The organism is Streptomyces sp. NPDC059695 (assembly GCF_042733785.1).
GTDB lineage: Bacteria > Actinomycetota > Actinomycetes > Streptomycetales > Streptomycetaceae > Streptomyces.
Genome location: NZ_JBHWFF010000059.1, coordinates 1 through 20,437, shown reverse-complemented (window position 1 = coordinate 20,437; position 20,437 = coordinate 1). Strand labels below are relative to the sequence as shown.

The window sequence follows — 20,437 nt, the reverse complement described above, 5'->3', positions numbered from 1 at the left end:
GGGGCCCGGACACTTCGTCAACGAAGTGCCCGGGCCCCTCTTTTGCAGCACTCGGCGCGCTGGCCGAGAGGATTGTCCTTAGCGTGAAGTCATGAACGACACGCCGCGCATTCGGACTGTTCTGAGCTGCACTCTTCTGGCCGTCACCGTCCACGCGGGCGCCACCGCGTGCGCGGGCTCCGACGGTCATCCGCTGTCGGAGAAGGCCTACGACGCGGCCGACCAGGTCGCGGTCAGCGCTCCCGCCGACGGCGCCAAGGCGGACCCCGACAAGCCCCTGGAGATCACGGCCAAGGACGACGACGCCCGGATCACCGACGTCACCGCCACCGACTCCTCGGGTCACCACCTCGCCGGCGAGCTCACCGCGGACGGGCAGCGCTGGCGCTCCACGGCCGCCCTGGCGGCCGGCGCGCGCTACACGGTCCAGGTGGCCACCGAGGACGAGGACGGCGCTCCAGGCGCCCGTACGTTCACGTTCGAGACGGCTCCGGCCAAACGGGCCCTGACCGTGACCTTCGGGCCGGAGGCGGGCACGTACGGCGTCGGGCAGCCCATCACGGCGGAGCTCAGCCTTCCGGTCAAGGACCGGTCGGCCCGCGCCGTCGTCGAGCGGGCCCTCAAGGTCCGCTCCACGCCCGCCGTCGAGGGCTCCTGGTACTGGGTGGACGACAAGAAGCTGCACTTCCGTCCGAAGGAGTACTGGCCGGCCGGGGCGCTCGTCACCGTCACCGGCAACCTGGACGGCCTCAAGGTCGGCGACAAGCTCTACGGCGGCGCGTCCAAGCCGCTGAAGCTCACCATCGGGGACCGGATCGAGGCCGTCGCGGACGCCGGGTCGCACTACATGACGGTGAAGCGCAACGGAGAAGTGATCAACACCATTCCGGTGACCACCGGCAAACCGGGCTTCTCCACCCGTAACGGCATCAAGGTGGTGCTCGGCAAGGAGTACTACGTCCGGATGCGGGGCACCAGCATCGGCATCGCGGAGGGCAGCTCCGACTCGTACGACCTGCCCGTGTACTACGCCACCCGGGTGACATGGAGCGGCGAGTACGTCCACGCCGCGCCGTGGTCCGTCGGCTCCCAGGGCGTCGAGAACGTCAGCCACGGCTGTGTCGGCATGTCGACGGGCAACGCGGCCTGGTTCTTCGAGACCGTCCGTCCCGGAGACGTCGTCCGCGTCGTCAACAGCTACGGCGACACGATGGACACCTTCGGCAACGGCTTCGGCGACTGGAACATGGAGTGGGACAAGTGGCGCCAGGGCAGCGCGCTGGTGGAGGCCGCCGGAAACCCCGTGGCCCCCACCGAGAAGGCCCGTCTGAGGCCCTCGATCTGACTAGGGCCCGTCGTCACCTTCCCGTCTGCCCCGCGACGCCTGGCACGCGCTCTCGCCGCACCGGGCGAAAGCCGAGTACGTCCAGTACGCGTGCTTCCACCCGGCGCGCCGAGAGCACGCACCAGACGCCGCGGGGCCGCCCTCCGGGCGACGACTGGAAGGTGACGACCGGCCCTAGCGCACGCGCCCCGGGCGGCTCACGCGTCGATCGACAGGCGCGAGCGCAGCAGGGACGCCAGGGACGCCGCGAACTCGACCGGTTCCACCGGAAGGGTGACCGCGGCGTCCGCGCGGCTCCAGGTGGCCAGCCAGGCGTCCTGGGGCCGCCCGATCAGCAGCAGCACCGGCGGGCAGCGGAAGACCTCGTCCTTGATCTGCCGGCAGACGCCCATGCCTCCGGCGGGCACCGCCTCGCCGTCGAGCACGCACACGTCGATCCCGCCCTCGTCCAGGCGCTTCAGCACCGCGGGCAGCGTGGCGCACTCCACGAACTCGACCGGGGGAACGTCGGTCGCGGGCCTGCGTCCGGCCGCGAGCCGCACCTGCGCGCGGGTGTTCGCGTCGTCGCTGTAGACCAGGACCGTGGCACTCGACTGCATCGTTCCTCCGTGGGGAAGTCCGTGGGAAGGTCGTCGACCGATGCGCCGGATGCTACTCCGGTCCACACTCCGTCAACACCCGTTCAGCACCTGTTCGAACGGCGTCCGGAGGCCCGGACACTGGGCCGTTCGGGCTGGACACGGCCCCCTGACACTCCGAACGGCACCCCCCGGAGTGAGGGCGGGATAAGCGACCGACATAATGTCGGTCGTGGCGACAGTAACGACAGTAGAAACAGGGCACGCGCACCCGTCGGTCAATCGACCGAACCTCACCAGCGTCGGAACCATCATTTGGTTGAGCTCCGAGCTGATGTTCTTCGCGGCCCTCTTCGCGATGTACTTCACCCTGCGATCGGTGACGGGTCCCGAGTTCTGGGCGGAACAGGCCTCGGCCTTGAACTTCCCCTTCTCGGCGACCAACACCACGATCCTGGTGCTCTCCTCCCTCACCTGCCAGCTCGGCGTCTTCGCCGCGGAGCGGGGCGATGTGAAGAAGCTCCGGACGTGGTTCATCATCACGTTCGTGATGGGTTCGATCTTCATCGGCGGCCAGGTGTTCGAGTACACCGAGCTGGTCAAGAAGGACGGCCTCTCGCTGTCCTCCGACCCGTACGGCTCGGTGTTCTACCTGACCACCGGCTTCCACGGCCTGCACGTGACGGGCGGTCTCATCGCCTTCCTGCTGGTCCTCGGCCGGACGTACGCCGCCAAGAGGTTCACCCACGAGCAGGCAACCGCCGCCATCGTCGTGTCCTACTACTGGCACTTCGTCGATGTCGTCTGGATCGGCCTCTTCGCCACGATCTACATGATCAAGTAATCGGCTCCGCCTCCACGGCGGACCGAGACATCCAGCAAGCATCGACGCAGAAGATCCTGACACCGGGGTAATCCGTGAAAAAGCTCTCCGCACGACGACGCCATCCGCTGGCGGCGGTCGTCGTCCTACTTCTCGCGCTGGCGGCCACGGGGGGGCTGTACGCCGCGTTCGCGCCCGCGGGCACGGCGAAGGCCGATGAAACCGCCCAGTCCCTCGCCATCGAGGAGGGCAAGAAGCTCTACTCCGTCGGCTGCGCCAGCTGCCACGGAACCGGCGGTCAGGGCACCACTGACGGCCCGTCCCTCGTCGGCGTCGGTTCGGCCGCGGTCGACTTCCAGGTCGGCACGGGCCGTATGCCGGCCCAGCAGCCGGGCGCCCAGGTCCCGAAGAAGAAGGTCATCTACTCGCAGGCTGAGATCGATCAGCTCGCGGCGTACGTCGCCTCTCTCGGTGCCGGTGCGATCACGCCGACCGAGGGCCAGTACAGCCCTGACGGTGCCGACATCGCCCGTGGTGGCGAACTGTTCCGCACCAACTGTGCCCAGTGCCACAACTTCACCGGCGAGGGTGGCGCGCTGACCTACGGCAAGTACGCCCCGAGCCTCGAAGGCGTGAGCCCGAAGCACCTCTACGAGGCCATGCAGACCGGCCCGCAGAACATGCCCTCCTTCCCCGACACGACCATGCCGGAGAAGGAGAAGAAGGACATCATCGCGTACGTTCAGGCCGTCAACAGCGACAAGGCCGACAACCCGGGCGGTCTCAAGCTCGGTGGCCTCGGCCCCGTCAGTGAGGGCCTGTTCGCCTGGGTCTTCGGTCTGGGTGCGCTGATCGCAGTTGCCATCTGGGTCGCGGCCCACACCGCTAAGGCCAAGAAGTCATGAGTAGCCAAGAGATTCCAGAAGAGAACCTGCCGGCAGGGCAGGACACCGCGCACGGCGCGGTGAAGGTCGCCGACGACCCGTTCGCCGACCCGGGCCTCCCGCCCCACAAGCCCCGCATCCAGGACATCGACGAGCGGGCCGCCCGTCGGTCCGAGCGCGCGGTCGCCTTCATGTTCACGCTGTCGATGCTGGCCACCGTCGGCTTCATCGCCTCGTACGTGATCTTCCCGGTCGACAAGATCGTGTACATCTGGCCGCTCGGCCGGGTGTCCGCGCTCAACTTCGCCCTGGGTCTGACCCTCGGTGCCGCCCTCTTCTTCATCGGCGCGGGCGCGGTCCACTGGGCCCGCACCCTGATGTCCGACGTCGAGGTCGCCGACGAGCGTCACCCGATGGCGGCGTCGCCCGAGGTCAAGGCCAAGGTCATGGCGGACTTCGCGGCCGGTGCCGCGGAGTCGGGCATGGGCCGCCGCAAGCTCATCCGCAACACGATGTTCGGCGCGCTGTCGCTCGTACCGCTCTCCGGCATCGTCCTGCTGCGTGACATGGGCCCGCTGCCCGAGAAGAAGCTCCGGGTCACCCTGTGGTCCAAGGGGCTCCAGCTCATCAACATGAACACGAACGAGCCGCTGCGTCCCGAGGACGTCGCGGTCGGCTCGCTGACCTTCGCGATGCCCGAGGGCCTCTCGGAGCACGACGAGCACTTCCAGACCGAGATCGCCAAGGCCGCCCTGATGATCGTCCGGATCCAGCCGGAGGACATCAAGGACAAGCGCGAGCTCGAGTGGTCCCACCAGGGCATCGTCGCGTTCTCGAAGATCTGCACCCACGTGGGCTGCCCGATCTCCCTGTACGAGCAGCAGACGCACCACGTGCTCTGCCCGTGCCACCAGTCCACCTTCGACCTCTCCGACGGCGCCCGCGTCATCTTCGGCCCGGCCGGTCACGCCCTCCCGCAGCTGCGGATCGGCGTGAACGACAAGGGCTTCCTGGAGGCGCTCGGCGACTTCGACGAGCCCGTCGGTCCTGCCTTCTGGGAGCGCGGATGAGCACCGTGACCGAAACGAAGAAAGCACCCGCCGGTGAGCGGGTCGCGGACTGGGCCGACGGCCGCCTGGGGATCTACACGCTGGCCAAGGCCAACATGCGGAAGATCTTCCCGGACCACTGGTCCTTCATGCTGGGCGAGGTCTGCCTCTACAGCTTCCTCATCATCATCCTGACGGGCGTCTATCTGACGATGTTCTTCCACCCGTCGATGAACGAGGTGGAGTACGTCGGACCGTACGTCCCGCTCCAGGGACAGCTGATGTCCGAGGCGTTCAACTCGACCATGCACATCTCCTTCGAGGTGCGCGGTGGTCTGCTCATCCGGCAGATCCACCACTGGGCGGCGCTGATCTTCCTCGCCGGCATGTTCGTGCACATGATGCGCGTGTTCTTCACCGGCGCGTTCCGCAAGCCGCGTGAGATCAACTGGCTGTTCGGCTTCCTGCTGTTCTTCCTGGGCATGTTCACCGGCTTCACCGGTTACTCGCTCCCGGACGACCTGCTCTCCGGCACCGGTGTCCGCTTCATGCAGGGCGCGATCCTGTCCGTGCCGGTCCTCGGCACGTACCTGTCGATGTTCCTGTTCGGCGGCGAGTTCCCCGGCGGCGACTTCGTCGCCCGGTTCTACTCGGCGCACGTGCTGCTGCTCCCCGGCATCATGCTGGGCCTCGTGGTCGCCCACCTCATCCTGGTGTTCGTCCACAAGCACACGCAGTTCGCCGGCCCCGGCCGGACGAACAACAACGTCGTCGGCATGCCGCTGCTGCCCGTGTACATGGCGAAGGCCGGAGGCTTCTTCTTCCTGGTCTTCGGCGTCATCGCGGTCATCGCGGCGATCGCCTCGATCAACCCGATCTGGGCCATCGGCCCGTACCGTCCGGACCAGGTGTCCACCGGCGCCCAGCCCGACTGGTACATGGGCTTCGCCGAGGGTCTGATCCGTGTCATGCCGGGCTGGGAGATCAACCTGTGGGGCCACACGCTGGTCCTCGGCGTGATGATCCCGCTGGCGATCTTCCCGGCGGTCCTCGCGGCCATCGCGGTCTACCCGTTCATCGAGTCGTGGATCACCGGCGACAAGCGCGAGCACCACATCGCGCAGCGCCCGCGCAACGCTCCGACGCGCACCGCCTTCGGTGTCGCCTGGATCACCGCGTACATGATCATGCTCGTGGGTGGTGGAAACGACCTCTGGGCGACCCACTTCCACCTGTCGCTGAACTCGATCACCTGGTTCGTGCGGATCTTCTTCTTCGCCGGTCCGGTCATCGCGTTCATCGCCACGAAGCGGATCTGCCTCGGCCTCCAGCGCCGCGACAAGGACAAGGTGCTGCACGGCCGCGAGTCGGGCATCATCAAGCGCCTGCCGCACGGTGAGTTCGTCGAGGTCCACGAGCCGCTCAGCCAGGGCGAGCTGCACCGCCTCACGGCGCACGAGCAGTACGACGCCGCGGAGCTTCCGCCGGCCGTCGACGAGAACGGCGTGGAGCGCAAGATCGGCCCCATGGAGAAGCTGCGGGTCAAGCTCAACAAGGGCTACTACGGCGACGACAGCCAGATCGCCAAGCCCACGGTCGAGGAGTACAAGGAGATCCAGAGCGGCCACGGCCACCACTGATCACCTGAACACCTGACCTGCTCGAGGTCGCCACGGCGAGAGCCCCGTCCATTCGATGGACGGGGCTCTTTGCCGTCCCCGGAGGTCGATAGGGTGGGACCGTATCCGTCACGTGATCACCAGGAGCTGCCATGAGCGCTGCGACCCCCGCTGGAGGACCTACCACGGCGGGCCGCTCCTGGCCCGTCCTGCTGAACGGCCTGCTCGACGGCAGGGACCTCTCCGCCGACGACACCGCCTGGGCGATGGACCTGATCATGAGCGGCGAGGCGACCGACGCGCAGATCGCCGGCTTCATGGTGGCGCTGCGCGCCAAGGGCGAGACCGTGCAGGAGATCACCGGCCTCGTCCGGACCATGTACGCGCACGCCAACGTGATCGAGGTGCCCGGCCCCGCCGTCGACATCGTCGGCACCGGCGGCGACGGCGCCAAGACGGTGAACATCTCCACCATGGCCTCGATCGTGGTCGCCGGCACGGGCGCCAAGGTCGTCAAGCACGGCAACCGGGCCGCGTCCTCCGCCTCCGGCTCCTCCGACGTCCTGGAGAAGCTCGGCATCAACCTCGACCTGACCCCGCGCCGGGTCGCCGAGGTCGCCGAGGAGGCCGGCATCACCATGTGCTTCGCCGTGAGGTTCCACCCCTCGCTGCGGCACGTCGCCGCGGCCCGCGGGCAGCTGGGCATCCGGACCACCTTCAACGTCCTCGGCCCGCTGACCAACCCGGCCAAGGTGCGGGCCCAGGCCGTCGGCGTCGCCGACCCGCGCATGGCGCCGGTCGTCGCCGGGGTCTTCGCCGAGCGCGGCAACTCCGCCCTCGTCTTCCGCGGCGACGACGGCCTCGACGAGCTGACCACCACCTCCACCTCCCGCGTCTGGGTGGTCAGGGACGGCGGCGTCACCGAGGAGCGGTTCGACCCGAGGGACGTCGGCATCGAGCTCGTCCCGCTGGAGGCCCTGCGCGGCGCCGACGCCTCGTACAACGCCGACGTGGCGCGCCGGCTGCTCGCGGGGGAGACCGGTCCGGTGCGGGACGCGGTCCTGCTCAACGCGGCGGCGGCGCTCACCGCTCTGGAGCCCGGCGCGGGCACCCTCGTGGAGCAACTGGGCGCGGGCATCGCGAAGGCGGCCGAGTCGATCGACTCCGGAGAGGCCCGCCGCACCCTGGAGCGGTGGATCGCCGCCAGCAACGCCTGAGCCCGTGTGAACGGCGCATGTCGTCCCCGTCCCGGATGCCGGGACGGGGTTGCGGCGCCGTGATCGCCTGGCATAGGTTCTGGAACAGGTCATGAGTGACAGCTGCAAGGCCCCGGCCGGCTGTCCGGCAACCCTCCGTCCGTGGCGGGGTGCCCCGGGTGAAGACCAGGTCGTACGGCAGAAGCCTGCGGCAAGCGCGGACCCCTGCGCGTCACCCTGGGGTCCTTGGTCCTCTAGGGAGCGTTGTCTCGTGAGCAAGCGAATGCGTTAGGGCCCTTCCGGCCCCTCTTCCCCTCTCCACCCGTATGTGGCGCGGCCCTTCGCGCGCTGCCGCCCTGCGGGCTCTTCACGCCTTTTCGCGCCCTTTTCCTGCCGGGAGATACCGCTATGTCCGCACGCCCGAACACCGCCACCGTCGACTCCGCCGCCGACTCCGCCGAGCCCTGCTGCGACGCCCCGCTGCCGGTCCTCGGCCGGGACGTCACCGTCCCGCTCGTCACCGGCGGCGAGGTGACCTACGCGGCGCTCGACTACGCGGCCAGCGCCCCGGCGCTCCAGCGGGTCTGGGACGACGTGGCCGCGTACGCCCCCTACTACGGCAGCGTGCACCGCGGCGCCGGCTACCTCTCCCAGCTCTCCACCGACCTCTTCGAGAACAGCCGCGCCACCGTCGCCGAGTTCCTCGACTGCCGCCCCGGCGACCAGGTCGTCTTCACCCGCTCCACCACCGACTCGCTGAACCTGCTCGCCGCCACGATCCCGGCCGGCTGCCAGGTCTTCGTCTTCGAGACCGAGCACCACGCCTCGCTGCTGCCCTGGCGGGACGCCCGCGTGACCTACCTCAACGCTCCGCGCACCCCGGAGCAGGCCGTCGCGACCCTGGAGCGCGCCCTCGCCGACCGCGACCCGTACGGCCCCGCCCTGGTCTGCGTCACCGGCGCCTCCAACGTCACCGGCGAGCTGTGGCCGGTGAAGGAGCTCGCCGCGGCCGCGCACGCGCACGGCGCCCGGATCGTGCTCGACGCCGCCCAGCTCGCCCCCCACCACCCGGTCTCCGTGCGCGAGCTCGACGTGGACTGGGTCGCCTTCTCCGGGCACAAGCTGTACGCGCCCTTCGGCTCCGGCGTCCTCGCCGGCCGCGCCGACTGGCTCCAGGATTCCGAGCCCTACCTCGCGGGCGGCGGCGCCTCCCGCAAGGTGGCCCGCCGGGCCGACGGTGGTGTGGACGTGGAGTGGCACACCACCGCGGCCCGGCACGAGGCGGGTTCGCCGAACGTCATCGGCGTCTACTCGATCGCCTCCGCCTGCAAGGCGCTCACCGGGGCCGGCTTCGACTCCCTCGTCGCCCGTGAGCGCCACCTGATCGACACCGTCCGCGCGGGCCTGGCCGAGGTGCCCGAGGTGCGGGTGCTCTCGCTCTTCGGCGACGACGCGCCCCGCGTGGGCGTCATCTCCTTCGTCGTGGAGGGCTGGAACAGCTCCCACTTCGCCGCCGCGCTCTCCGCCGAGTACGGCATCGGCGTCCGCGACGGCCTCTTCTGCGCCCACCCGCTGGTCCGCACGCTGCTCGGCAGCGACCCGCAGGACCCGGGTGAGTGCGGTGCGCCGGAAGCGGCCCCGGGGGAGCTGTCCCTCAACGCCATCCGGGTGAGCTTCGGCGCCGGTACGCCGGACGAGCACGTGGAGCGGTTCGTCGGCGCCGTGAAGGAGCTCGTCCGGGACGGCGCGCAGTGGAAGTACCGCACCGAGGACGGCCGCTGCGTCCCGGACCGCGGCTGATCGGTCACTCGTACGGGTGAAGGGGGCCTCCCGGTCGGGAGGCCCCCTTCGGGCGTGCCGGGGTGCGCGGCGTCAGGACTCCAGGCCGATGGCGAAGGCCGCCTCCAGGTCGTGCTGGGAGTACGTCCGGAACGCGACGTGCGTGTCCGTCGCCTCGACGCCGGGGATCTTGCTGATGCGGCCGGGGATGACGTCCGCGAGGTCGTCGTGGCGCGGGACCCGGACCATGGCGATCAGGTCGTACGTACCGGTGACCGAGAAGACCTCGCTGACGCTGTCGAGCGCGGCGATCGACTCGGCGATCTCGGGGATGCGGTCCACGCTGGTCTTGATGAGCACGATCGCGGTGATCACGGCTGGCTTTCTCCCTCGGTCGCCGCGGCTGGGGCTTTCACTCTATCCCCACCGCGGAAGCGTCCCCAGGCGTAGAGGAAGCCGACGGAGAAGCCCACCACGTGGGCCAGATAGGCGACGCCGGGTCCGGCGCCCGCCGCCCGCGCGGCCATCCACTGGAGCGTGAACCAGAAGATCAGCACGATCCAGGCGGGGAAGCGCAGCGGCAGGAAGAACAGGAAGGGGAAGAGGCTGGTGACCCGGGAGCGCGGGAAGAGGAAGAGGAACGCCCCGAGCACCGCGGAGATCGCCCCGGAGGCTCCGACCAGGGTCTGCTCGCTGTCCGCGTGCGCCACCGCGTACCCGAGCAGGGCGATGTAGCCGGTCCCCAGGTAGAAGAGGCAGAACTCGACGGGTCCCATGCGTTCCTCGGCCATCGCGCCGAAGACGTACAGGAAGAGCATGTTTCCCAGCAGGTGGAGCCAGCTGCCGTGGACGAAGAGCGCGGTCAGCGGGGTGAGCAGGGCGCGCGGATCGCCGTTCATCAGCTCGGCCGGGACGACGCCCCAGCGGCGGAAGTAGGCGCCCTGGGCGGCCAGCAGCTCGTCGCCCGTGCCGTGTCCGGGGCTCAGCCCGGAGACCGGGCTGATCACGAAGAGCAGGCAGCAGGCGGCGATCAGTGCGTACGTCACGGTGGGTCCGCCGCGGGTGCCCCGCCAGGCCCCGAGCGCCGCGCCTCGCCAGTCGATCATGGACAGATCATGGCGTACCGGGGCCGAAGTGGACAGAGTGCCTCGCCGTGCCCCGCCCTCCCCGCGAGGCCTTAGGGTTACGGGCACCACCGACCGCAGTTCGACGGCGCACCGCGGCCCCCGCACCTGGTACCACGCAACAGGAAGAAGGACGGCACCGATGACGACGGTTCCCCTGCCGACCGACGAGACCCGCTGGCGCTGCACGCTCTGCGGCAATCTGACCCGCTTCGACGTGACGCGCTCCTCCAAGGTCGTGGAGTACGTCCATCTGGACCTGGCCGGAGACCCGACGGTCGAGGAGCGGCAGGTGGTCAGTGAGACCATCGAGTCGGTCCGGTGCCGCTGGTGCAACGCGGTGGACCAGATCGAACTGGTGGACAGGCCGGGCGCCGCCTCCTGAGGGACGGCGCGGACGACATAGGGGTGACGGATCGTGGAGCAGCCCGCGCACGGTGGTGAGCCGGCCGGCGCGGCAGGTGACGCTGCCGAGACGCTCGACCACCCACTGCCGGAAGGCGTACGGCGGCGGGTCGTCGCGCTGGTCGCGGACGCCTTCGGCGGGCTGACCGTCGCGGAGCTGCCCGGGCCCCTGCGGCAGTACGCCCGCTTCACCGCGAGCCGGCGGGCCAAGTTCGCCGGCAACGCGATGGCCGCCGCGCTGGAGAGCGACCCGCTCTTCCGGCAGCGGATCGGCGAGCGGTTCAAGCAGGGCCACCCCGAGCTGGCCGGGGCCGTGGAGACCGGCACCCCGCCCGCGGCCGCCGATCCCGTCGACGTGGCCGCGGCCGCCTACGTGCTGCGCCCGCCGGGCTGGGTCAAGCTGGTCGCCGCCGCGGGCGAGGAGGCGCTGCGGGCCGACGCCGAGCGCGCCGACGAGGCGGGCCGGCGCGAGCTGGAGCGGCTGCGCGAGGAGCTCGCCGCCGCCCAGGACCGCTCCCGGGGCGAGAGCGAGCAGCTCCGGCGCGACCTGGACGCCGCCCGCAAGGAAGCGGAATCGCTTCAGCGCAAGCTGCGCAGCGCCCAGAGCGACGTCAAGCGCGGCGAGGCGGCGCTGCGCAAGGTCCAGGGCGAGATCGAGTCCGCGCGCGCGGAGTCGGCGGCGCAGGTCTCGGCCGCCGAGAGCGAGACGCGGCGGCTCAGGGCCCGGCTCGGCGAGGTCGAGGCGGCCCTGGAGGCCAGCCGCAGGACCGCCCGTGAGGGGCGCTCGGTGGAGGACATGCGGCTGCGGCTGCTGCTCGACACCGTCCTCGACGCGGCCCAGGGGCTGCGGCGCGAACTCGCGCTGCCGCCCGTCTCGGTGCACCCGGCGGACACCGTGGACGCGGTGGAGCCGGGGCGGATGTCCCCGAAGGACATCGCGGCGCGGGCGCTCTCCGAGACGGATCCGGCGCTCCTCGACCAGCTGCTGGCGCTGCCGCAGGCGCATCTGGTCGTCGACGGCTACAACGTCACCAAGACCGGCTATCCGACGATGCCGCTGGAGAAGCAGCGGCTCCGGCTGCTCGGCGGGCTCTCGGCCCTCGCGGCCCGTTCGGGCGCCGAGGTCACCTGTGTCTTCGACGGGGCGGAGCTGGCGGCCCCGGTGCTGCTCGCGCCGCCGCGCGGGGTGCGGGTGCTGTTCTCCAAGCCCGGTGTCACGGCGGACGAGTTGATCCGGCAGCTGGTCCGGGCGGAGCCGCCGGGGCGGCCGGTCGTGGTCGTCTCGACCGACCGCGAAGTGGCCGACGGCGTCGCGAAGGCGGGCGCGCGGCCGGTGGCGTCCGCCTTGTTGCTGAAGCGGCTTTCGCGGCTCTCGTGACGCTTCGCAAGTCCTGGGCGTTATGCCCGGATTCTGGATGGCGCACCGTCAAGTGCTCATCACTGGCCGTGTGATGTATGTAAATAAAGTGGTGCGTGGGCGAGATTTTTGCCAGTGGGATTTGAACTGATCACAACTTGGTCACTAGGGTCGACCTTCGAACCTTCGCGCGGTTGATCACCCATCCGGGGTGGCGGCGGAGGAACCGCCTGCCCGTGACCGGTTGGGCGGCTCTGAGGAAGAAGGAGCTCGCCTTCGTGGCGTCCCACCGTCGTCCCAAGCAGCCGAGCCGTACCCGTGTGACCGTGTTCACCGCGGCCGCGGCCGCAGCAGTCGCCCTCTCCGCCCAGTCCGGCGCCCAGGCCGCCCCCGCGCAGCCGAAGATCGACGACGTCAAGTCGAAGGTCGACAAGCTGAACCACGAGGCCGAAGAGGCCACGGAGCAGTACAACCTCGCCGACGAGCGCCGCGGGAAGCTGCAGAAGGAGATCGGCCAGCTCCAGGACAAGGTGGCCCGGGGTCAGCAGGAGCTCAACACCCTGCGGGACCAGATCGGTTCGGTCGCCAGCGCCCAGTACCGCTCCGGCGGCATCGACCCGGCGCTCCAGCTCTTCCTCTCCGCCGACCCGGACACCTACCTCGACAAGGCGTCCGCGATCGACCAGCTCAGCGCCCAGCAGGCCGACGTGCTGACCTCGATCCAGGCCAAGCAGCGCACGCTCGCCCAGGAGCGGGCCGAGGCGACCACGAAGCTGGCCGACCTCGAGGACGTCCGCAAGACGCTCGGCGAGAAGAAGAAGAAGTTCCTCGGCAAGCTCGCCGAGGCCCGCGAGCTCCTCAACACCCTGACCGCCGAAGAGCGCGCCAGGATGCAGGAGAAGGAGCAGCGCGCCAGCCGCGCGGCCGGCGAGCGCGTGAACCTGGGCAACGAGGTCCCGGCCTCGCAGCGCGGCGCCGCCGCCCTCGCCGCCGCCGCCACCCAGATCGGCAAGCCGTACGCCTCCGGCATGGAGGGCCCGAACTCGTACGACTGCTCGGGTCTGACCCAGTGGGCCTACGGCCAGGCGGGCGTCGACCTCACCCGCACCACGTTCACCCAGCAGAACGACGGCGTGAAGATCGGCCGCAGCCAGCTCAAGCCGGGCGACCTGGTCTTCTTCAACGGCCTGCAGCACGTGGGTCTGTACGCGGGCAACAACACGGTCCTGCACGCCCCGTACCCGGGTGCCTACGTCCGCTACGAGTCCATGAACACCCTCGGCTCGTTCATGTTCGGCGTCCGCATCTGACGCACCCCGACCCGCTCCGCCCTGCCGCCCGAACGGGTGGTTCGCGGTGACACGCGCTGACCTGACGCCCCGCCGGTGACCTGTGTTCTCCGGCGGGGCGTCACTTTGTGTGCCCGGCGCCTTCGTTGGACGAGGAGTGATCAGCGGCTACTGTCTGCCGCGCCAGTCTGCGTCGAGCCGAACGGAGCGCGATCCGTGGCGTCCCACCGCCGACCCGCCCGGGTCACCGTCCTCACCGCCGCCGCCGCGGCCACCGCGGCGGCGTCCCTCGGCGCCGTCCCCGCGAGCGCCGACCCCGGGGCGACCCCCGCGGCCACCCGCGCCACCGTCGACCGCCTCTTCGAGGAGGCCGAGCAGGCCACCGAGGGCTACAACCGGGCGGACGAGAAGACGGACGCGCTGCGCCGGACGGTCTCCCAGGCCCAGGACAGCCTCGCCCGCGGCCAGGAGCGCATCAACCGCATGCGGGGCGCGCTCGGTTCGGTCGCCGGGGCCCAGTACCGCTCCGGCGGCATCGACCCCGCCCTCGCCCTGCTGCTCTCCTCCGACCCGGACAGCTACCTGGACCGGGCCACCGCCCTCGACCGGATCACCTCCCGCCAGAGCGCCGAGCTCGGCGAACTCCGGCGCGCGCAGCGCGGACTGGACCAGAAGCGCTCCGAGGCCCGGGCGGCCCTCGCCGAACTGGAGGCCGGCCGGGCCGAGGTCGCCCGCCACAAGCGCGCCGTCGAGCGGAAGCTCGCCGAGGCCCGCCGGGTGCTCGCCTCCCTCACCGTCGAGGAGCGCGCCGACTACGACCGCGCCTCCCGCACCGGCGAGCGCGCCGGGGGGCCTGACGGAGGGTCCGCGGAGTCGCTCCCGCCGCTCGCCGACCTCGGTCCCTCGCGGGCCGCCGCCGCGGTGATCGCGGCCCGCAGCGCGATCGGCAGGCCGTACGTGTGGGGGGCCACCGGCCCCTCCGCCTTCGACTGCTCGGGCCTGATGGTCTGGTCGTACCGGCAGGCCGGGATCAGCCTGCCGCGGACCTCCTCGGCGCAGCGCCACGCGGGCCGGCAGGTGCCGCTCTCGCAGGCGCAGCCGGGCGACCTCGTCACGTACCGCGGCGACGCCAGCCACGTGGCGATCTACGCCGGGAACGGCCAGGTCATCCACGCCCCCTATCCGGGCGCCCGGGTCCGCTACGACCCGGTGAACATGATGTCCCACGTCACGGTGACCCGGGTCTGACGCCTCCCCCGTACGATCGGGGGCGTGGCGGTTCGGCTGAGTGGAGCGGTGCGCGGCGCGGCGGCGGTCCTGCCGGCCGTGGTGCTCGTCCTAGGCGGATGCGCGGCCCCCGCCCCGGCCGGTCCGGCCTCCCAGGAGATCCAGAGCCTGCTCGACCGGCACGCCCGGGCGCTGCTCGACCGGGACGAGCCCGGCTACCTCGCGGCCCTCGACCCCGCGCTCGCACCGGCCGCGCGCACCGAGTTCGGCCGGCTCGCGAAGATCCCGCTGGGCGGCTGGTCCTACCGGGTCACCGACGTCGACGGGGCCGGGGAGGGCCGGGCCACCGCCCGCGCCGAGCTCGACTACCGGCTCCGGGGCTACGACTCCGGGCCCGCCACCACCGAGCGGGTCCTCGACCTCGTCGAGCGGGACGGCCGCTGGTACGTGACCGGGGACCGCGCCGCCGAGGGGGCCCCGCAGCAGCTGTGGCAGCAGGGCGAGGTCACGACCGTGACCGGCGCGCGCAGCCTCGTCCTCGGCGTGGGGCAGAGCCGGGACCGGCTGCGGGAGATCGCGGCCGCCGCGGACCGGGCGGTGCCCGCCGTCGGGAACGCCTGGAACGGGGACTGGGCGGGCCGGGTCGTCGTCCTCGTGCCCGCCTCGATCGACGCCATGGGCCGGCTCCTCGGGGGTCCCGCCGACTCCTACCGGGGCATAGCGGCCGTCACGACCGGCCGGGCCGGCGGCGGCCCCGCGGCGCCCGCGGACCGGGTGATCGTGAACCCGGACGCGTACGCGGTGCTCGGGGCGTTCGGCCGCCAGGTGGTCCTCACCCACGAGACCACCCACGTCGCGACCCGCGTCCAGACCACGAAGGCCACCCCGGTCTGGCTCTCCGAGGGCTTCGCCGACTGGGTCGCCTACCGGGGGACCGGCCGTACCGCCGGCCAGGCCGCCCCCGAGCTGCGCCGCGCGGTCCTGGCGGGCGACCTGCCCGCGGAGCTCCCCGACGACGCGGCCTTCGCGTTCGGCGGCGACGCGGAGTCCCTGGCCCGGGCCTACGAGGGCGGCTGGCTGGCCTGCGAGCTGATCGCCGACCGCTGGGGCGAGGAGAAGCTGACGGCGTTCTACCGGGCGGTGGGCGCGCACCCGGCCCGCGACGGCGCGGTGGAGAAGGCGCTCCGGGACGTCCTGGACACCACGCCGGCGCAGTTCACCGCGGACTGGCGCGCGTACCTGGGGGAGCGGCTCGCCTAGGGGGTGTCCTCCCGATCGGGCCTGGCTCCCGCGGCCCGGCGCTCCAGCTCCGCCAGGGCCTCCTTCAGCCAGGCCTTCTCCTCGGTGCCCGTCGCGCGGGCGATCCGCAGCATCCCGCGGCGGAAGAGGTCGGGCTCGCGCTCGACGGTGACCGGGGTCCCGCCCTCGTAGAAGAAGCTGGCGTGCGCGTGCAGGAACTCCTGCCGGCGGCGCAGGACGGCCGCCTGCTCCGCCGGGTCGGGGAGGTGCCGCAGGAAGGCGAGCAGGGTGAAGAAGCGCTGGCCGTCGGTGATCTCGGCGTCCTTCGGGGTGCGCAGCCGGGCGAGGAGCTCCCGGCGGCCCTCGGGGGTGAGCGAGAGCGTGCGGCGCGGGGCGGCGCTCGCGCCCGGCTCCGTACGGCTGTCGACCAGGCCGTTCTTCACCAGGCGGGTGATCGCCGGGTAGAGCGCGCCGTCGCTGACGGGGCGGACGTGGCCGCTCAGGCCGTGGATGCGCTCCTTCAGCTCGTAGCCGTGCAGCGGCTTCTCGTACAGGAAGCCCAGGATCGACAGCTCCAGCACCGGGGGCTCTCCTTCGCGCTTGTCGGCGGACCGTCCCTCATGCTACCTCTTTTCGAGGTGCCTCGATTCGAGGTACCTCGGAACGAGGGGGACCTTCCGCATGTCCGCACACCGCCGCACGCTCGTCCGGCTCGCCCGGCCCGTCTACTTCGAGCTCCTCGCCGGGGTCGCCGCCGGTGTCATCAACATGATCTGGGTCGCCCGGCTCGGCGGGGACGCCGTCGCCGCCGTCGCCGTCGCCACCAACGTCGAGAACCTGCTCCTCGGCGTCGTCCTCATGGCCGGCTCCGGCACCACCGTCCTCGTCGCCCGCGCCCGGGGCGCCGACGACCCCGGAGCCGTCCGCGCCGCCGTCCGCGGCGGCACCGCCCTGTGCGCCCTGCTCGTCCCGCCCGTCGCCCTCGGCGGACACGCGCTCCGCGACCCGCTCGCCGCCCTCCTGCTCGGCGGCTCCGGCCACCCCGCGCACGCCCTGGCCACCGCCTACTTCGCGATCTCGCTCCCCGGCACGGCCGTCTTCTTCGCCACGAACGTCCTCGACGGGATCCTCAAGGGCGCCGGCGACACCCGCACCCCCATGCGGCTCGCCTTCCTCGCCAACGGACTGATCCTCGTCCTCGACCCCCTGCTCATCCACGCGTACGGCGTACCGGGCGCCGCCCTCGCCACCGTCACCGGCCGCACCGTCGCCCTCGCCGCCGGACTCCTCGCCCTGCGCCGCGACCCGCTCCTCAAGGCCGCGCGGACCGCCCGGGCCGCCCTGCCCACGGCCGCCGCGCTGCGCCGCACCGCCGCCACCGGACTGCCCATGGCCGTCGACTTCGCCGTCCGCATGGCCGGAGCCCTCGCGCTCGTCTCCGTCGTCGCCCGCCTCGGCGTCACCGAGATCGCCGCCTACGGCATCGCCACCAAGGCCATGTACGTGGCGACCATGGCCTTCTACGCCGTCCGGCAGGCCGCCTCCATCCACAGCGCCCACCTCCTGGGGGCGGGCCGGGACGAGCGCAGGGCCGTCGGCCGGCAGGCGCTCCTGCTCGGCACGGCCCTCGGCGCGGGCGCCGCGGTGCTGCTGCTCCTCGGCGCGGGACCGGTCGTCCGGGCCTTCGGCGCCGAGCCCGAAGTGGCCCGGGCCGGAGCGCTCTTCCTGCGCTGCCTCGGCCCCTACCTGCTGCTCATGGCCGGGTACATCGCGCTCGCCGGGGTCTTCGAGGGCACCGGCGCGAGCCGGTACCTCGCCCGCATCACCGTCGCGGGCGTCCTCGTCCAGCTCCCGCTCGCCCACGCCCTCTCGGGCGCCGGCCTCCCCGGGATCTGCCTGGCCATGGCCCTCGCCATGGCGGCCCAGTGCGCGGCCCTCGGCCTGCTGCACCGCCGCACCGTCCCGGCGGCCGCCGGGCGCGCTCAGAACGAGCCGGACAGGGCCTTCTCGCGCTCCGGCTGAGCCGCCTGCGCGGGCACCTTCCCGGCCCCGGCGAGCCGCGGCTCCGTCACCGTGTGCCGCCACAGGATCCGGCACGCGACGAGCGTCGCGGCGATCAGCAGACCGTTCCGCGTGAACAGCACCGCGATGCCCAGCGGATCGCTCCGCGTCACGTGCGAGAACCACACCGGGAACTCGAACTGCGTCACCGCCGTCGCCCATAGCACCAGGTGCGCCGGCTTCCGCATCCGGCTCGACCGGTAGGCGAGGCACACCGCCGCCAGACCCACCAGCCACAGCATGTACTGCGGGGAGAGCACCCGGCTCGTCGTCGTGAACAGCAGCACCGCGACGAAGGCCGCGTCCGCCACCGTCGACGAGACGAAGCGGCGCGCCCGGATCCGCCACACCAGCAGCCAGCCGAAGGCGGCGCAGGTGAGCACCAGCGCGGCGGTCGACACCGTGGACACGTACGGGCCGAGGAACTCGATCGAGCCGTAGTTCATCCGCGCCTCGCCGTCCCAGCCGAAGTGCCGGACGACGTGGAAGACCATCGCGCCCAGCGACTCGACCTCCGTGCCCCGGTCCCGCTGGAAGCCGAGGAAGGCCAGCGCACCCGGCATCCACACCACGCAGAACGCCAGCACCGCCGCCGCCGCGCCCACCGCCGCCGGCCAGGAGCGGAACGTCGCCCGGCCCTTCGGCGACCCCGCGAGGAGCAGCACCGGCCACACCTTCAGGACCGCGCCGAACCCGGCCAGGGCGCCCAGCACCCGCGGGCTGCGGCCCGCCGCGAGCAGCGCCATGACCGCGACGGCGGTGACCATCACGTCGTACCGCGCGTACGCCGTCGGGCCGAGCAGCGGGATGCCCGCGAGCCAGAACCAGGCACCCCGCAGCGAGCGGCCCGCACGGCGGCCCGTGTGGACGAGCAGCCCGAAGACCACCGCGTCGCAGAGGAAGGCGAGGACGAAGAAGGCGGACGCGTAGCCGAGGAACGGCAGCAGACCGGGGGCGAGGATCGCGAACGCCGCGGCCGGCGGGTACTGCCAGGTGACGTCGTCCATCGGGTAGGTGCCGGTCCGCAGGACCTCGTACCAGCCCTGGTAGATGTTCGAGACGTCGAACGTGATGTCCGGGCCCGGGATCACCACGATCTTGAACACGCACAGCAGCAGCAGGACCCGGGAGAGGCCCCAGAGACCGAGCGGAAGTCGCAGACCCGTGCGTGATCCGTTCTCCACGGCACCCGTCGTCACTGTCGCGTCCCTGTCCTGTCGGCCCGCGGTGGCGGGGCGGTCGTGTTGCCGGGCGGTGGATGCGATCGCGTACTGTCGGCCACGATGCACAAGACCCTGATCGTAACCAACGACTTCCCGCCGCGTCCCGGCGGAATCCAGGCCTTCCTGCACAACATGGCACTCCGCCTGGACCCCGACCGGATCGTGGTCTACGCCTCCACGTGGAAGCGCAGCAGCGAAGGGATCGAGGCGACGGCCGCGTTCGACGCCGAACAGCCTTTCACGGTCGTGCGGGATCGCACCACCATGCTGCTGCCGACCCCCCGCGTCACCGCCCGTGCCACCGCGCTCCTGCGCGAGCACGGCTGCGAGTCCGTGTGGTTCGGCGCCGCCGCCCCGCTCGGCCTGATGGGGCCCGCGCTGCGCCGGGCCGGAGCGAAGCGGCTCGTCGCCACCACCCACGGGCACGAGGCGGGCTGGGCCCAGCTCCCCGCCGCCCGGCAGCTCCTGCGCCGCATCGGCGAGGGCACGGACACGATCACCTACCTCGGCGAGTACACCCGCTCCCGCATCGCGACCGCCCTCACCCCGGCCGCCGCGGACCGCATGGTCCAGCTCCCGCCTGGCGTGGACGAGAAGACCTTCCACCCCGGCTCCGGCGGCGACGAGGTCCGCGCCCGCCTCGGACTCAGCGACCGCCCCGTCGTCGTCTGCGTCTCCCGGCTCGTCCCGCGCAAGGGCCAGGACACCCTGATCAGGGCCCTGCCCCAGATCCTCCGCCGGGTCCCGGACGCCGTCCTCCTGATCGTCGGCGGCGGCCCCTACGAGACGGACCTGCGCCGCCTCGCCGCCGAGACCGGCGTGGCCGGATCCGTACGGTTCACCGGCGCCGTGCCGTGGGCCGAACTGCCCGCCCACTACGGCGCCGGCGACGTCTTCGCCATGCCCTGCCGCACCCGGCGCGGCGGCCTCGACGTCGAGGGCCTCGGCATCGTCTACCTGGAGGCCTCCGCGACCGGCCTCCCCGTCGTCGCCGGCGACTCCGGCGGCGCGCCCGACGCCGTCCTCGACGGCGAGACGGGCTGGGTCGTCCGCGGCGAGTCCGCCGAGGAGACCGCCGACCGGGTCGGCACCCTGCTCCTCGACCCCGAGCTCCGCGCCCGCATGGGCGAGCGCGGCCGGGCCTGGGTCGAGGAGAAGTGGCGCTGGGACCTGCTCGCCGAGCGGCTGCGCGAGCTGCTGTAGGACGCGCGGAGGGCCCGGGACGTGATCGTCCCGGGC

General features: G+C 72.0%; 19 protein-coding genes and 1 riboswitch. Of the genes, 14 read left to right on the top strand and 5 right to left on the bottom strand.

The genetic code is table 11. From position 1 onward, the window contains the following. Positions 1–91 precede the first annotated feature (91 nt). Positions 92–1,345: an Ig-like domain-containing protein gene (locus ACFV2S_RS36690; protein WP_385570266.1), complete on the top strand. Its 1,254-nt coding sequence runs from the start codon at positions 92–94 to the stop codon at positions 1,343–1,345. Between the two features lie 197 nt (positions 1,346–1,542). On the opposite strand, the gene ACFV2S_RS36685 is transcribed toward ACFV2S_RS36690, so the two are convergent. After that, a complete protein-coding gene (locus ACFV2S_RS36685) occupies positions 1,543–1,944 on the bottom strand; it encodes a hypothetical protein (RefSeq protein WP_189802204.1) in 402 nt (133 codons plus the stop codon). A 202-nt stretch (positions 1,945–2,146) separates the two neighbouring features. Between ACFV2S_RS36685 and ACFV2S_RS36680 the strand changes: the two genes are divergently transcribed. The 6 genes from ACFV2S_RS36680 to ACFV2S_RS36655 all read left to right on the top strand — a co-directional run bounded on the left by ACFV2S_RS36680 (position 2,147) and on the right by ACFV2S_RS36655 (position 9,294). Continuing rightward, a complete protein-coding gene (locus ACFV2S_RS36680) occupies positions 2,147–2,767 on the top strand; it encodes a heme-copper oxidase subunit III (RefSeq protein WP_385570260.1) in 621 nt (206 codons plus the stop codon). Positions 2,768–2,841: 74 nt separating this feature from the next. Next, positions 2,842–3,651, top strand: a complete 810-nt coding sequence (locus ACFV2S_RS36675) for a c-type cytochrome (protein WP_352018946.1) — start codon at positions 2,842–2,844, stop codon at positions 3,649–3,651. Beyond that, on the top strand, positions 3,648–4,700 hold the full coding sequence (locus tag ACFV2S_RS36670) for a Rieske 2Fe-2S domain-containing protein (RefSeq protein WP_382869915.1): 1,053 nt from the start codon (positions 3,648–3,650) through the stop codon (positions 4,698–4,700). Before ACFV2S_RS36675 ends, ACFV2S_RS36670 begins: the two co-directional genes overlap by 4 nt. Continuing rightward, on the top strand, positions 4,697–6,319 hold the full coding sequence (locus tag ACFV2S_RS36665) for a cytochrome bc complex cytochrome b subunit (RefSeq protein ID WP_383795134.1): 1,623 nt from the start codon (positions 4,697–4,699) through the stop codon (positions 6,317–6,319). Before ACFV2S_RS36670 ends, ACFV2S_RS36665 begins: the two co-directional genes overlap by 4 nt. Positions 6,320–6,450: 131 nt before the next feature. Beyond that, positions 6,451–7,515 (top strand): anthranilate phosphoribosyltransferase, encoded by a 1,065-nt coding sequence (trpD, locus tag ACFV2S_RS36660; protein ID WP_383795132.1) that lies wholly within the window; start codon positions 6,451–6,453, stop codon positions 7,513–7,515. Positions 7,516–7,602: 87 nt separating this feature from the next. After that, a riboswitch (SAM riboswitch) is annotated at positions 7,603–7,718 on the top strand. A gap of 184 nt (positions 7,719–7,902) precedes the next feature. Further along, positions 7,903–9,294, top strand: a complete 1,392-nt coding sequence (locus tag ACFV2S_RS36655) for an aminotransferase class V-fold PLP-dependent enzyme (RefSeq protein WP_385570248.1) — start codon at positions 7,903–7,905, stop codon at positions 9,292–9,294. A 72-nt stretch (positions 9,295–9,366) separates the two neighbouring features. Here the strand turns inward: ACFV2S_RS36655 and ACFV2S_RS36650 are convergent, their stop codons facing one another. Further along, positions 9,367–9,648, bottom strand: a complete 282-nt coding sequence (locus tag ACFV2S_RS36650) for an Lrp/AsnC family transcriptional regulator (RefSeq protein WP_017238849.1) — start codon at positions 9,646–9,648, stop codon at positions 9,367–9,369. Further along, positions 9,645–10,379, bottom strand: coding sequence for a rhomboid family intramembrane serine protease (locus tag ACFV2S_RS36645; protein WP_385570242.1), 735 nt, complete (start codon positions 10,377–10,379; stop codon positions 9,645–9,647). Before ACFV2S_RS36645 ends, ACFV2S_RS36650 begins: the two co-directional genes overlap by 4 nt. A gap of 160 nt (positions 10,380–10,539) precedes the next feature. Between ACFV2S_RS36645 and ACFV2S_RS36640 the strand changes: the two genes are divergently transcribed. From ACFV2S_RS36640 to ACFV2S_RS36620, 5 genes are all read left to right on the top strand, one after another. Then, positions 10,540–10,782: a hypothetical protein gene (locus ACFV2S_RS36640; RefSeq protein WP_055644001.1), complete on the top strand. Its 243-nt coding sequence runs from the start codon at positions 10,540–10,542 to the stop codon at positions 10,780–10,782. A gap of 33 nt (positions 10,783–10,815) precedes the next feature. Further along, positions 10,816–12,180 carry an NYN domain-containing protein gene (locus ACFV2S_RS36635; protein ID WP_385570237.1) on the top strand — a complete coding sequence of 455 codons (1,365 nt, stop codon included), beginning with the start codon at positions 10,816–10,818 and terminating at the stop codon, positions 12,178–12,180. 257 nt (positions 12,181–12,437) lie between these two features. Next, positions 12,438–13,469 (top strand): NlpC/P60 family protein, encoded by a 1,032-nt coding sequence (locus ACFV2S_RS36630; protein ID WP_385570289.1) that lies wholly within the window; start codon positions 12,438–12,440, stop codon positions 13,467–13,469. 195 nt (positions 13,470–13,664) lie between these two features. Beyond that, positions 13,665–14,696, top strand: a complete 1,032-nt coding sequence (locus ACFV2S_RS36625; RefSeq protein ID WP_385570234.1) for an NlpC/P60 family protein — start codon at positions 13,665–13,667, stop codon at positions 14,694–14,696. Between the two features lie 24 nt (positions 14,697–14,720). Beyond that, positions 14,721–15,935 carry a hypothetical protein gene (locus tag ACFV2S_RS36620; protein WP_385570231.1) on the top strand — a complete coding sequence of 405 codons (1,215 nt, stop codon included), beginning with the start codon at positions 14,721–14,723 and terminating at the stop codon, positions 15,933–15,935. On the opposite strand, the gene ACFV2S_RS36615 is transcribed toward ACFV2S_RS36620, so the two are convergent. Continuing rightward, entirely contained in the window at positions 15,932–16,495 is a 564-nt protein-coding gene (locus tag ACFV2S_RS36615; RefSeq protein WP_385570227.1) for a PadR family transcriptional regulator, read from the bottom strand. The two genes, ACFV2S_RS36620 and ACFV2S_RS36615, sit on opposite strands and share 4 nt — an antisense overlap. A 100-nt stretch (positions 16,496–16,595) precedes the next feature. Here ACFV2S_RS36615 and ACFV2S_RS36610 point away from each other — a divergent pair, with 100 nt between their 5' ends. Beyond that, complete coding sequence (locus ACFV2S_RS36610; RefSeq protein ID WP_385570222.1) at positions 16,596–17,936, top strand: MATE family efflux transporter; 1,341 nt, start codon at positions 16,596–16,598, stop codon at positions 17,934–17,936. Here ACFV2S_RS36610 and ACFV2S_RS36605 read toward each other — a convergent pair. Next, on the bottom strand, positions 17,897–19,159 hold the full coding sequence (locus ACFV2S_RS36605) for a glycosyltransferase 87 family protein (RefSeq protein ID WP_385570218.1): 1,263 nt from the start codon (positions 19,157–19,159) through the stop codon (positions 17,897–17,899). The two genes, ACFV2S_RS36610 and ACFV2S_RS36605, sit on opposite strands and share 40 nt — an antisense overlap. Positions 19,160–19,258: 99 nt before the next feature. Here ACFV2S_RS36605 and ACFV2S_RS36600 point away from each other — a divergent pair, with 99 nt between their 5' ends. After that, positions 19,259–20,401 carry a glycosyltransferase family 4 protein gene (locus ACFV2S_RS36600; RefSeq protein WP_385570214.1) on the top strand — a complete coding sequence of 381 codons (1,143 nt, stop codon included), beginning with the start codon at positions 19,259–19,261 and terminating at the stop codon, positions 20,399–20,401. Positions 20,402–20,437 lie beyond the last annotated feature (36 nt).